Origin of the sequence: Tenacibaculum sp. MAR_2009_124 (assembly GCF_900105455.1) — a bacterium.
Classification (GTDB): Bacteria; Bacteroidota; Bacteroidia; order Flavobacteriales; family Flavobacteriaceae; genus Polaribacter.
In genome coordinates, this window is sequence record NZ_FNSF01000008.1 from 94,353 (window position 1) to 107,637 (window position 13,285).

10 protein-coding genes and 1 riboswitch are annotated in these 13,285 nt (G+C 31.7%); of the genes, 4 read left to right on the top strand and 6 right to left on the bottom strand.

Annotated elements, in window-relative coordinates; genetic code table 11:
* Positions 1-4: 4 nt before the first annotated feature.
* The 3 genes from BLW23_RS20315 to BLW23_RS20325 all read left to right on the top strand — a co-directional run bounded on the left by BLW23_RS20315 (position 5) and on the right by BLW23_RS20325 (position 2,180).
* A complete protein-coding gene (locus tag BLW23_RS20315; protein ID WP_093674377.1) occupies positions 5-1,246 on the top strand; it encodes a serine hydrolase domain-containing protein in 1,242 nt (413 codons plus the stop codon).
* 141 nt (positions 1,247-1,387) lie between these two features.
* Positions 1,388-1,750: a hypothetical protein gene (locus tag BLW23_RS20320; RefSeq protein ID WP_143032242.1), complete on the top strand. Its 363-nt coding sequence runs from the start codon at positions 1,388-1,390 to the stop codon at positions 1,748-1,750.
* A gap of 10 nt (positions 1,751-1,760) precedes the next feature.
* Positions 1,761-2,180 carry a hypothetical protein gene (locus tag BLW23_RS20325; protein WP_143032243.1) on the top strand — a complete coding sequence of 140 codons (420 nt, stop codon included), beginning with the start codon at positions 1,761-1,763 and terminating at the stop codon, positions 2,178-2,180.
* A 52-nt stretch (positions 2,181-2,232) separates the two neighbouring features.
* Here BLW23_RS20325 and BLW23_RS20330 read toward each other — a convergent pair whose 3' ends face one another.
* The 4 genes from BLW23_RS20330 to BLW23_RS20345 all read right to left on the bottom strand — a co-directional run bounded on the left by BLW23_RS20330 (position 2,233) and on the right by BLW23_RS20345 (position 9,651).
* Entirely contained in the window at positions 2,233-3,399 is a 1,167-nt protein-coding gene (locus BLW23_RS20330; protein WP_093673371.1) for a trans-sulfuration enzyme family protein, read from the bottom strand.
* Positions 3,400-3,586: 187 nt separating this feature from the next.
* Positions 3,587-6,991, bottom strand: coding sequence for a bifunctional aspartate kinase/homoserine dehydrogenase I (gene thrA, locus BLW23_RS20335; protein WP_093673373.1), 3,405 nt, complete (start codon positions 6,989-6,991; stop codon positions 3,587-3,589).
* A gap of 24 nt (positions 6,992-7,015) precedes the next feature.
* Complete coding sequence (locus tag BLW23_RS20340) at positions 7,016-8,308, bottom strand: O-acetylhomoserine aminocarboxypropyltransferase/cysteine synthase family protein (protein ID WP_093674379.1); 1,293 nt, start codon at positions 8,306-8,308, stop codon at positions 7,016-7,018.
* A gap of 131 nt (positions 8,309-8,439) precedes the next feature.
* A riboswitch (SAM riboswitch) is annotated at positions 8,440-8,569 on the bottom strand.
* 104 nt (positions 8,570-8,673) lie between these two features.
* Positions 8,674-9,651 (bottom strand): endonuclease/exonuclease/phosphatase family protein, encoded by a 978-nt coding sequence (locus BLW23_RS20345; protein WP_093673375.1) that lies wholly within the window; start codon positions 9,649-9,651, stop codon positions 8,674-8,676.
* Between the two features lie 383 nt (positions 9,652-10,034).
* Between BLW23_RS20345 and BLW23_RS20350 the strand changes: the two genes are divergently transcribed.
* Positions 10,035-10,496 (top strand): hypothetical protein, encoded by a 462-nt coding sequence (locus tag BLW23_RS20350; protein WP_093673377.1) that lies wholly within the window; start codon positions 10,035-10,037, stop codon positions 10,494-10,496.
* 72 nt (positions 10,497-10,568) lie between these two features.
* On the opposite strand, the gene BLW23_RS20355 is transcribed toward BLW23_RS20350, so the two are convergent.
* Positions 10,569-11,855, bottom strand: a complete 1,287-nt coding sequence (locus BLW23_RS20355; RefSeq protein ID WP_093673379.1) for a hypothetical protein — start codon at positions 11,853-11,855, stop codon at positions 10,569-10,571.
* 14 nt (positions 11,856-11,869) lie between these two features.
* Positions 11,870-13,267 (bottom strand): glutamate-cysteine ligase family protein, encoded by a 1,398-nt coding sequence (locus BLW23_RS20360; protein ID WP_093673381.1) that lies wholly within the window; start codon positions 13,265-13,267, stop codon positions 11,870-11,872.
* Positions 13,268-13,285 lie beyond the last annotated feature (18 nt).

The window sequence follows — 13,285 nt, forward strand, 5'->3', positions numbered from 1 at the left end:
AAATATGAAAACACTTAAACACATTGCAGTAATTATCGTTATTTTATTACTTTGGACAGCATTAATAGGTTATGGCTTTATGGATGGTTTCCTTTTAAAACCATTAACTAATGAGAATACTCCTGAGGCTTTTAAAGAAGCAGTAAAACAAAAAGTCAATGATGAATACTTAGGGAATTTCGCTATGTCCTTAATTGAGAATGGAAACGTATCTGAACAATGGTACTTTTCTGAAGGTAATGAGGTTACTAAAAACACGCTATTTCCTGTTGCTTCCATTAGTAAATGGGTGAGTTCTTTTGCTGTTATGAAACTCGTTGAAGAAGGAAAGGTAAATTTAGATACTCCTATTGATCAATATCTTACTCGATGGCATTTACCCGAAAGTGAATACGATAATAGTAAAGTTACCGTTAGGAAACTACTCTCACACTCTTCTGGATTAGTTGATGATTTGGGTTATGGAGGTTTTCCTCCAAATGAAGCTATTCAAACTATTGAAGAATCGTTAACAAAAGCGAAAGATTCAGGAAACTCTGAAGGAAAAGCAATCGTTGGTTATGAACCTGGAAGTAAATATATGTATTCAGGCGCTGGCTATACTTTGTTACAACTATTGATTGAAGAGGTTAGTGGTAAATCGTTTCAGGAATACATTAAAAATGAAGTGTTACTCCCTTTAAATATGCAACAATCCACGTTCAGTTACCAAGGACAGAATCTTGAAGTTGCTAAGGTTTACAAAACTGATGGTGCTACAAGAGTTATGAATAAATTTACTGCACTTGCCGCTGCAGGTCTTTACACCAGTACTAATGATTTATCAAAATTCTTATTGGCAAATGTTTCTGAAAACCCTGTGCTCTCAAAAGAAACAATGAACACTATGCAAAAAGCAGAAACATTTATTAATAATACTCCTGTTTATGGATTAGGCCCTCATTTGTATAGTCAAAACGATACTAACTCCCATATTATTGGGCATGATGGTAGTGGAAATAACGCTATTAATACCGCCGCTAGAATTGATGTTAATTCAAAATCTGGGATCATTGTTTTGGAAACTGGAAATTGGAGTATAGCATCTGCTATCGCTGATGAATGGATATTTTGGAAAGCAGGTATTGCCGATTATGTAGTTATGCAGAGAAATAAATCGTACGTATTAACACTGCTAATCGGTGGTTATATTACTCTTATCTTTCTATATATAATTATCATTTTAAAGAAAAAAGGAAAAGTATAATTCCCAAGTTACAAACGACTTTCTAGATCGTCATAAATATGTTGTATCACAAATCACACTACTTTCAAAAATCAATCCAACGAATTTAGAAGGTTTTGTATAATATTCATTCCTTTTTTATAAAAACAAAATTTGAAGTATTTGAACGAACCAATCGACCTCATTGAAGACAATCCGAAAATCTATTTAGGAATGGGAATCTACGATATTTACATTATTGGAGGTTGGTATATTGAGCTTGGAAAATTTGAAGTTTTATTGAAAAACACAGATAAAAATACCGAAGTAATCCCTAAGAAAGTAGCACTAAAAGTACAAGATTTCTATAAAAATAAACGTGTAAAGAAAGTACTTTCTTTTGTTGTTGACAAAGGAGGAGAGTATAGGGTTCAATTTAAAAATAAGAACTCTCTCATTTTAAAAAAACATGGTTTTCCTTTAGGATATTTTTTTGGTAAAAGAATAGATGTCAGAGAAATTAAAATATTTATTGATAGAAATTAAACGAATAACTATGAAAAAACTTTTTATCACATTAATATTAATTTCTAATTTTTCATTCGCTCAAGATTTAGTTAATGATCATTGGAGTATTGATAAAATAATTGGACAAAATTTAAATGATATCAACAGCTATATCTTAACTCAAATTGACATTAATAAAGGTTCAGAAGGACATCGTATTTATTTTGAAAAGAATGGTACTTTTTCGTGTTATTATTCTGCTCAATGTGGTAACGATTGTTTTTCTCAATCGACAGGTACTTATGAAATTGTTGATAAAGAACACCTCAAACTATTTGTTAAAAAGTTTCAACAATTTGGATTTTGTAAAAGTGAAACTCTAAAACTAAACCATGATTTAGGTATCTATTTCGCGATAAAAATCAGCGATACTGAAATTAAATTAGAACGTGTGCCCCATACTAATTAAAATAATAAAGCAAGCCAAAAGGCTTGCTTTAACTATATCTAAAACTTACATCTTATCCGTTTAAAGCTTGATTTAAATCTTCAATAATATCTTCTACGTTCTCTAAACCAATAGAGCAACGTACTAATCCATCAGTTATTCCAACTTCTAATCTGTCAGCTTCACTTAACTTACTATGCGTAGTTGATGCCGGATGCGTTGCAATAGTTCTTGTATCTCCTAAATTTGCAGATAATGAACACATTTTAATTCTGTTTAAAAATGCTCTACCTGCTTCAATTCCTCCTTTAACTTCAAAAGCTACGATATTCCCACCTAAACGCATTTGCTTCTTAGCTACTTCATATTGTGGATGTGATTTTAAGAAAGGATACTTCACAAAATTCACTTGATCATGTCCTTCTAAAAACTCTGCAACTTTCGAAGCGTTTTCACAATGTTTTTCTACACGTATCGAAAGGGTTTCTAAACTCTTCGATAGTACCCAAGCATTAAAAGGAGACATTGCTGGTCCAGTATTTCTTGAGAATAAATAAATCTCTCTAATAAGATCAGATTTTCCTACAGTGACTCCACCAAGTACTCTTCCTTGCCCATCAATTAACTTAGTTGCAGAATGAATTACCAAATCCGCTCCGTACTTAATCGGGTTTTGTAAATAAGGAGTAGCAAAACAATTGTCTATAACTAACAAAAGATTATGCTTTTTTGCTATTTCACCTAATACCTCTAAATCTATAATATCAACAGCAGGATTCGTTGGAGTTTCCGCATATAATATTTTTGTATTCGGTTGAATTAGACTTTCTATTTTTTCGGGTTCATTTATTTTAAAATAGCTTGTTTCAATATTCCATTTTGGGAAATACTTCGTAAACAAACTATGTGTTGATCCAAAAACCGATCGAGAAGAAACAATATGGTCACCTGAATTTAAAAGTGCTGCAAAAGTAGAGAATACAGCAGCCATTCCAGTAGCAAAAGCATATCCAGCTTCAGCTCCTTCCATATCCACTATTTTATTAACAAACTCTGTTGTATTAGGATTCGAAAATCTACTATATAAATTTTTCTCTTTTTCTTCAGCAAAAGAAGCTCTCATATCTTCTGCATCATCAAATGTAAAACTAGATGTCAGATATAAAGGAACAGAATGCTCAGAAAACTGTGTTCTTTCTGTCTGCGTTCGTATTGCTTTTGTTTCAAAATTTTTGCTCATATTATTTTTTAGGTTTTGTATCGTGTTCGTTTTTAAAACGCAAGATTATCTATGTATTTTAAACTTTAAGACCTCACAAGATTTTAAAAACTTGTGAGGTGTAATTTTATATAATTTATATCTTCTATTGGTACTTATACAATTAACCAGTTAAAATTACTGGTATTACATTTATACTATCAACTCCCTAATTTCCACTTTTAGCTAGTCTTAAAATATCACCAAAAACGCCTCTCGCTGTTACTTGTGCTCCTGCTCCTGCTCCTTGAATTACAATTGGTTGTTCTCCGTAAGATTCTGTGTAGATTTCGAAAATTGCATCAGAACCTTTTAAACTTCCTAATGGAGAATTTTGAGGTACAGAAACTAATTTAACATCTAGCTGACCTTTTGTTTGTTGTAAATCTCCATGTAAATCACCGATATATCTCAAAACATGTCCCTCTTCTTGTTTTTCTTTAGCTTCTTGGAAGAACGTATTTAGTTTGGTTAAGTCTGATAAAAATTCATTTGAAGTAATATCTCTATAGGCTTCTGGAATTAAATTTTCAATGGTGATATCTTCAAATTCGTTCTCCAAATCTAATTCACGAGCCAATATTAACAATTTTCTAGCAACATCATTTCCGCAAAGATCTTCACGCGGATCTGGCTCTGTAAACCCTTTATCAATGGCTTCTTGAAGTACTGTCGAAAACTCAACATCATCTGCCGAAAATCTATTAAATATATAACTTAAAGACCCAGAGAAAACGCCACGTATTTTGGTAATATTCTCTCCTGAATCGTGTAATAATTTAATAGTATCAATTAATGGTAGTCCAGCTCCAACATTAGTTTCATATAAATAACTCTTATTATTAGCTTCTAAAGTTCTACGTAATTCCTGATAAAAATCAAAAGACACGGTGTTCGCTATTTTGTTTGAAGAAACCAAATCGAAACCTGCCTTTACTAAAGGAATATAATTCGTCGTAAAATCTAAACTTGCAGTATTATCAACAGCTATTAAATTTTCTAAATGATGCTCTTTAGCATACTCTATAACATTCTGTACAATATCGCTATTCTTTTCACTTTCATCAAGTGCTTCTCTCCATTCTTCATTAACTCCTTTAGTTGATAATAATACTTGCTTTGAATTTGCAATTGAAAATACATTTAACTGTATTTTCTTTCTTTCTAAAATATTCTTTGCACTACCCAAAATCTGGTCAATTAATGTACCTCCAACTAATCCTTTTCCAAATACCGCTATATTAATCTTTTTAGCCACTCCAAAAACCTGCCCGTGAATTACGTTCAAAGCTTTATGAAGTTGACTCTTCTTTACAATTAAACTTACGTTTTTACCCGTAATTGTATTGTTAAAAAGTAACGGAACAATTTGGTTTTTAATCAAGGCATTATATGGGTGGTGGAATTCACTTAAATCTTGACCAACAATTGAAATTACCGACACATCATCAAGAATTGAGATTTTATTTACATCCTTAGTATAAAAATCGTTTTCAAACTCAAGTTCCAAAGCTTTTACTGCATTTTCAGCATTTTCTTTATCTACAACCAACCCAATTCCTCTTTCCGAAGAACCTTGTGAAATAATACTTACACTTATACCCTGTGTACTTAGGGCTCTAAAGATTCGGGCATCAACACCAACTTTTCCTAATAATCCTCTTCCTTCAAAATTCAATAAGGCTACATTATCTAAAATTGATAATGATTTAATTCCTTTTAATCGAGATTTCGATGTAATTAAGGTTCCTTTATCATTCGGTTTGAACGTATTTAATATTCTTAAATTGATGTTCTTTTCTAATAAAGGAATGATTGTTTTTGCATGTAAAATATTAGCTCCAAAATTAGCCAGCTCATTTGCCTCTGAAAACGATAACTCTTCAATTTTCTTTGCATCGGCTACTAAATCAGGATTTGCAGTAAATATTCCGTCTACATGTGTATAGTTTTGTAACTCTCCTGCATTCAAATAATTTGCCAATAGCGAAGCGGTATAATTACTTCCGTTTCTTCCTAAGGTAGTTGTTTCATTATTTAAAGTAGATGCTATAAAACCTGTAACCACATTAACGGTATCTCCATTATGGGTTTCAAAATACTTATTTACCTTTTCTTTTGAAACTTCATTAATGGGTTGCGCATTTCCAAAATTTTCATCTGTTTTTAACAAGGTTCTCGCATCCGTTGGATTAGCGTTGATCCCTTTTTGTTCTAATAGTTCAGAAACTGTTTTAATCGATAATAACTCTCCTTGTGCTAAAACCTCATCTTTTATTTTTGAACTATAATCGCCCAATAAACTCACCCCTTCAAATAGTCTTTCTAAACGATCAAACTCTTTAGAAAAATCAATTAATGGAGTTACTAAAGACTGTTCTCTTTTGAAGGCTTCAAATTGCTCGCTATACACTTCATTTTTAGCTGCCTTTTCTAATATGTTCTCCAAAGAATCTGTAGCATTTCCTCTTGCGGAAACGACCACTGTTATTTTTTCTCCTTCGTTAACTTTTTGTTCTATGATAGACACTACATTAAGGATTCCATCATTCGATAATGACTTCCCTCCAAACTTTAAAACCTTCATTTTTTTATTCGTGCTGTTTTTATTGAATATAGGTTCAACAATTTTTTTTAGTTGTTCGTATTCTATTAGAAATGCATCATGTCCATGATCAGAATTAATTTCATCATAAGTTACATTTGGATGCACCGCTGCTAATTCTTTTTGAGTTTCTCTGTTTTCTTCTGCAGTAAAAAACAGATCTGAATCGACTCCGACAATATGAATGTCGGCCTCTATGGTTTCTAATACATTAAGTCCTTCCCTACCTTTTGTTACATCAATGGTTTTTAATAATTGATTCATTAATTTATATGAAGCCAATTGGTATCGTTCTTGAAGCTTTTTTCCATGATGTAATAACCAACTTTCAACATTAAAAATTTGTAATTCTTCGTTTTTAGTTCGTTGAAATCTTTTCTTAAACGATTCTGGCGTTCTATAGCATAACATCGCATGGATTCGCGCATCATGTACAGGATTGTTTGAGTTGGTTAAAAACAACTCTTGAATCTGACAATTAGCAATTAACCAATCAGTTGATTTCCAATCGGTAGCCACCGCTATTAAATGCTCAGTAATTTTGGGTTGCAACACCACCATTTCCCAAGCAATACCTCCTCCTAGGGAACCTCCGATTAGAGCAAACAATTTTTTAATACTGAGTTTTTCTAATCCTAGCAAAAAAATCTTTGCGATATCTCTAGCTATAAAACTTTTATAATCATCAATTAAAAAATCATCATAACCATTTCCAGGAATATTAAAACAAAGTACCGTATACTCGTTGGTATCAATTACTTTATTTTCCCCTATTAAATCTTTCCACCAACCGTCTGCGCCAGCAACATTACTGTCTCCCGTTAATGCATGATTTATTAATATTACAGGTGCAGTACCCAGTGCTTCACCAAACAACTGATAACTTAATGGTAAATTACTGAACTGGGCACCACTTTCTGTAACGTAACTTTCAATGGTTACGTGATTTAAATTTTTACTTAAACTCATTGATTGTATTTAGTAAACAATTTGTTAGGCTAATGTTTCTTTCGATATTTTAGCAAATGCTTCTTTAAGGTCTGCTTTTAAATCCTCTACATTTTCAATTCCGACAGATAAACGTATTAAATCTTTTGTAACTCCCGTGCTTTCTTGCTCATCATCAGATAATTGTTGATGGGTTGTACTTGCTGGGTGAATAATTAACGATTTGGTATCTCCTATATTTGCCAGAAGTGAAAACAACTGTGTTGAATCAGCAATAGTTTTCGCTGCCTCATAGCCTTCTTTAGCTCCAAAAGTAACAATACCACTTTGGCCTTTTGGCAAATACTCATCAGCCAACGATTTATAATTACTACTTTCTAATCCTGGATAATTTACCCAAGCTACCTCTTCCTGTTCTTCCAACCATTTGGCTATGGCTAAAGCATTTTCACTATGTTTTTTTATTCTTACCTCTAAAGTTTCTAATCCTTGAATTATTTGGAAAGCGTTTGTTGGGCTTAAGGCTCCACCAAAATCACGCAATCCTTCTAATATTAATTTAAAAGTATAAGAAGCTGCTCCAAGAGCTTCATGATACACCAATCCATGGTATCCAGCTGAAGGCTCCGTAAACTCAGGGAATTTTCCGTTTGACCAATCAAAATTTCCTCCATCAACAATTACACCTCCTAGAGAATTACCTTGCCCTCCAATGTATTTTGTTAACGAATGAATTACAATATTTGCTCCATGCTCAATCGGATTTAATAATGCTGGAGTAGCTACGGTATTATCAACTATAAAAGGAACTTGTGCTTTTTTTGCATGCGCAGAAATTGCTTTTAAATCGAGAACATCTAATTTTGGATTCCCTAAAGATTCAACGAAAAACGCTCTTGTGTTTTCTTGAACTGCTTTTCCAAAGTTTTCAGGATCAGAAGCATCAACAAAAGTAGTCGTAATTCCTAATCTTGGTAAAGTAACTTTCAATAAGTTATACGTACCTCCATACAAACTGCTAGAAGCAACAATATGATCTCCTGCCTTTAACAAGGTTAATAACCCCGTTGAAATTGCAGCTGTACCTGAAGCAAAAACCACAGCTCCTACTCCTCCTTCTAAGGCAGCCAAGCGTTCTTGTAAAATTTGGTTTGTAGGATTATTTAATCTCGTATAAATAAATCCTAATTCCTTTAGCGAAAACAAATTCGCTGCATGATCCGAATCATTAAAAACATACGAGGTCGTTTGATAAATAGGTACCGCTCTAGTTCCTCCTGTTTGTTTTACATCATGTCCTGCGTGCAATGCGTTTGTTGCAAATTTTTGTGTACTCATTTTTCTTGTTTTTTGAGTTAATATTAAATTAAACCAAAAGTCAAAACACATCTTTATTAGATGTTGCTTACTAGAAAAATGTTATTAAGAAATTTTAAAGAGATTCTTATAGATTTCATGAATCTTCTTTGGGGTTATCTATCCTATACTCACTTTATGGTTAAAAGCAATGTTTAGGTAGAATTTAGCACCTTCTTTGCATAGAGCAAAGGGTTGCTAAGGTTTCAACGGGTCTAATCCCTCCACCTTTCTTGATAACATCGTCAATAAGTCTTTGAACTTTTCCGAGTGCAAATATTTTAAAAATAAGTTTTAATATCCAAATATTTTTACTGTTTTTTTCTCGAAATATTTTCTAAAAGGTTTTACTTCAAAGAAAACTCCATCTCAACAGGCAGATGATCAGAAGCTTGCCCAAAACTTTTTAATACTTCCCCTTTAATATATTTGATTGTATTTTTAGTGTAGAAAATATAATCTAACCTTTCAAAAGGCTTTTCAGAGTTAAAGGTCAAATCATAGTTCGATTCGGAATAAGCAGCGTTTCCTATATTAGGTAAATCAAATACTTTTTTAATCCCCGCATCTTTATAAGTTGGATCACTATTAAAATCACCCAATAAAATAGTTGGGTTCTTTTCAGCATAGTATTTAAACAGTTTTACAACCTTATCTAATTGTTTAATTCTTGTTGTTTTATCGAAAGCTTCTAAATGCACATTCATCACAACTACTTCTTTTCCTTCAATTACCACTTTTACAATTTGCAATAATCTATCTAAATAAAAAGCTTCTCTATAAAAAGGATTATCAGAAACTCTTTCTAAAACAATTCTTTCATAATCTTTCAAAGGGTATTTACTTATAATTGATTGTCCAGAAATTACTTTCCCAAAATGCATTTTTGGCGGCCAATAAGGGAAAGGAAGGTAGTGTTCATCCCAATTAATTCCCTTTGCTGTATATGGATATCCCAATTTCAAAATTTCTTCCTCCTGATCTACATTGTATGAACGTGAAGCATCGTAATCAATTTCTTGAAAGGCAATAATATCTGGATTCACTTTTTTTATTTCAGTAAGTACTTTTTCTAAATTCCCATCAAATAGTTCTTTTGATTTATCTACTGCTTTATTATTGGTCATACCACTCAAGTATCCAATATTATAAGTTACAATACTATACACCGAATCGTTATCAATGGATACAGAATACTTGTTTTTTGACAACTGAGCATAGTTTGATTTATCTAAAGTTGGCGAAGACGCCCAAAAGAAAAAAGCCAATATGGCTACAAATAATAAAATTATTAATTTAATAAGAATTTTAAAAAATCGCTTCATTACGAAATAAATTTTGGTTTAGTTTCACCTGGTAATTTTTAATAGATCAGGTTTAGTTCGCTAAGAATAGCCTTAAGTAGTATAAAGATCCCTGTCGGCATATTTCGTACCCCTTTCTTCTCATTAAAACTAAAGTCTCAGCGTATAACATTTTTAATTAATACCTTAAAAAAATGTTAATATTTACATCAAATTTAAACCTTTTTGATTTAGTAATGTCAAAGTAGTGTAATTAAATTTTAAAGATTAAAAATTACAACAAATTTATTTTTTAAAGAATTTAAGTAATTTATTGTTAACAGAAATTATTTGATACAGGCACAATGTAACGGGTAAAACAAAAATATACCCAACAAAGAAATATAATTTATAACGTATTACATATGAAAAAAATAGCAGCAATTTTAATAGTAGCCTTAGGGTTCACATCAACAACCATAGCTCAAGAACATAGGAAAGAAAAATTAGAGGAAACTTTAACTGTAGATCAGCAAACTGAGTTAGCCGTTAAAAAAATGACCTTAAAACTCGATTTAACAGCTTCTCAACAGGAAAAAATAAAACCTCTTTTAGCTGAACAAATCACAGAAAGAAAGGCTGCAAAAGCTAAGAGAAAAGAAATGAGGAAAAAGAAGCAAAAACCTTCCTCTGACGAGCACTATAAAATGATGACGGCAAAACTGGATAAGCAGATTGCTTTTAAATCAGAGATGAAGCACATTTTAGACACTCAACAATATGATAGGTTTGAAAAAATGTCTAATCGTAAAATGCAAAGGATAAAGAAGAAAATGCATAAAAAAGGAGATAAGCATAGGAAGATGGAGCATGATGAAAATAAATAGTAGTAGATGAGGAAAATAATATCCTCGGAATTAGTTTTGTAAAAGCTCGGTTTTACAACCGAGCTTTTTTACTTAATCTACATTATTATCGCTTATAATAACTGGGCTAAAACCATATCCTTTTTTATTATTGTCTGAAAAATGAATTTTATAATTAATAGATCCTTCTTTTGTTTTTTCAATACGACCTACTCTGGCCATAGGTACAATAACCAACTGCCCTTTATGAATTGCCGTCATAAACCTTAGTTCCACTATTTTCTCAAGTTGATCATCAGTTTTAAATACTTTATATGCGATTTTTTCTTGAGCTATATAATTGGATGTTTCTTCTTTTAAACCATCTAAAACCTCTTCATTTGGTTCTAAAATTAAATCGTTTCCCGCTGCACCCCATTTATGCTTCCAAACAAAATCTTTATAACTTAACTCTTTCTGTTTGAAAAGATGTTCGGTATTTGATAATTCATAACAATTTGGATTGTACTCATGTTTTATAAAAGGGCACAGTCTTTTTGAAATATCAAATTGCTTTATCGGGTGATTTATATATTTTAAGTCCTTGTATTTTTTATCGAATCTAAATTTCCAACGTCCTAAATCTTCTGGATAGTTATCCTGATATAATGCTTCCGTTATTAATACTCTATTGTAAAAAGCATTTATTTTCACAGTAGAGTTTTCTTCTCTATAATACAAGGAATTGTTGTTTTCAAAAACATCTTTTACGTCAACTATTCTGATAGGTACATTTAATTCTTTTTTGGTTGCAAAAAATTCGAATTTTGTTTTTTGTTTTTCAACTTCCCTATCTACCAATACAACCTGATCTTTTTCATTAACTTGAAATATTTCATTATATACTTCTATAAATTTATCCCAATTAGTATTTGCGTTATCAGCAAAAGCGAATGTGTTAGAATCTGAGATAGAATCAAGTACCATTGTATTCATTTTAGCTGCGCTTATTGGATAGGTGGCCACCGCTTGAAACTCAATATTTCGCAAGCCCATTTCTGTAACTGCCATGTCAAAACTACCAAAAGTAAACCCTTCATTTTTCTCAGTATCACTAAGAGTTTCTTTTGATGGCATAAACCCAGGAATAGCAGAGATACTCGGATACTTTTCTCTTAAAACTTCTTCTATAAACAATACGAAACTATCTGAAATTCTTTTATCGAGTTTTACATAATAGTTTCCTATTTGCATTTCTTCTCCGTTTTTGAATTTATACTCAGATTCAAAATATTTTAAGATTCTATGATAAGTAGCTTCAGAAATCCTTTCCAATTTCACGCCTTCATTTATATTGATTTTTTCAGAAAACACCTTTTCTTTTATACTCGTTTTAATCATATTCATTTCATTTATTAAAAAGACAATTCTTTTAAGAAGGCATTTATTCCTCTTTCTTCAAAAACTTCAATGGCAAAATCGGCTGGTGATTCCCTTTTGTTAAGTCTATCGTATAAAGGTTTTAAAAATTCTTCTTCATTCATATTTCTCCTTAAAAGACCATCTCTGGCTATGTCTAATAATTCTTTTATTAGAGGAACGATGCTCACTCTACCGATAAAAACATTTAGTGAGTTTTTAATTGTAGTTACCCTTAATTCTTTCCAAAAACTCAATGGATATTGTTCTTCAAATCTCTTAGCAACTTCCAAATTTTCAATTAAACCTAAGGTAAGTGCACTTGTAGACAATGTATCGGAAGGCGGCTGTTGACAACACATTCTACTTTCGATTGTACCATACTTTGGTACTAACCGTGTGTTAAACCAAGTGCAGGAAAACAATTGATCAGCATCTTCTATTTTTGGAGTTACTTTTACAATATCTCCATTCAGAGATTCTACAAAACAGGAGGTATCATCTTCTAAATATTCTGCATAAGTTTCTTTATTTAGAATTCTATAAAACCTTCCTTCTCTTTCTATTAAAAAAGGTTTAAAACCAAGTAGATAATTCACATAATGAGCTTCATCTTGAAACTTAGGAGGAATTCCTATTTGCTCTATTCTATTTGGAAAACAATGTTCCCATAAATCCTCGCGATTTGCTTTAATTCCTTTTTCCACTTTCCCCAACCATATGGGGGAATTAGCACATAGTGCTATTTGCAATCCCGATAATGCATTTAAAGTATTCATTGCTGGAATCGTATTTTCTGATTCTATTTCAACATGACATTGATTGGAAGCTGTTATCGTCAAAAGGCATGCATCCGATCCTTCATTTTCAGGTATTATTTTATTTCCTGAAAATTTGTTAAAGAAGAAATACCTTTCTTTCGGCATCATTAAATCTAGTGATGGATATCCCAAAGGTTGAATTCCGTATCCAAGCATTAAACAATTATGTCTCTTAAAAAACACTTTCAAAATATCTATTAGTTTCGATAAATGCTTTTCAAGTATCCATAAATTTATTTGAGGCGATAGTACTATTTCAATAATGCTATATCCAACGTCTGTAGTAATGGAATCAAAACAACAACTAAAATTTTCTTCGCTATCAGGGTTCATTTTCCTAGCGGACTCAACTTCTTTACTTTGTTGATCTATTATTAGCTCAAACCCTACTTTTTCAAGATAACTAAACATTTTTTTAATAGTTGAAAAAGGAGCTGCATTTCCATTTAAAGTAACAATTGGTATTTCACACTCAATACCAATTCCTCTTGGGCTGTTTTTGTTCTTATAAGTGAAGGATTTTTTAAATTTTGTAGTTAGTTCATGATTAAGTTTGATTCTTTTTTTTTTCATTTTGGGGGATTCATATAA

Coding starts and splice junctions, on each gene's coding strand:
- BLW23_RS20315 (WP_093674377.1), top strand. CDS start 5: ATGAAAACACTTAAACACATTGCAGTAATTATCGTTATTTTATTACTT.
- BLW23_RS20325 (WP_143032243.1), top strand. CDS start 1,761: ATGAAAAAACTTTTTATCACATTAATATTAATTTCTAATTTTTCATTC.
- BLW23_RS20330 (WP_093673371.1), bottom strand. CDS start 3,399: ATGAGCAAAAATTTTGAAACAAAAGCAATACGAACGCAGACAGAAAGA.
- thrA (WP_093673373.1), bottom strand. CDS start 6,991: ATGAGTTTAAGTAAAAATTTAAATCACGTAACCATTGAAAGTTACGTT.
- BLW23_RS20340 (WP_093674379.1), bottom strand. CDS start 8,308: ATGAGTACACAAAAATTTGCAACAAACGCATTGCACGCAGGACATGAT.
- BLW23_RS20345 (WP_093673375.1), bottom strand. CDS start 9,651: ATGAAGCGATTTTTTAAAATTCTTATTAAATTAATAATTTTATTATTT.
- BLW23_RS20350 (WP_093673377.1), top strand. CDS start 10,035: ATGAAAAAAATAGCAGCAATTTTAATAGTAGCCTTAGGGTTCACATCA.
- BLW23_RS20355 (WP_093673379.1), bottom strand. CDS start 11,855: ATGATTAAAACGAGTATAAAAGAAAAGGTGTTTTCTGAAAAAATCAAT.
- BLW23_RS20360 (WP_093673381.1), bottom strand. CDS start 13,267: ATGAAAAAAAAAAGAATCAAACTTAATCATGAACTAACTACAAAATTT.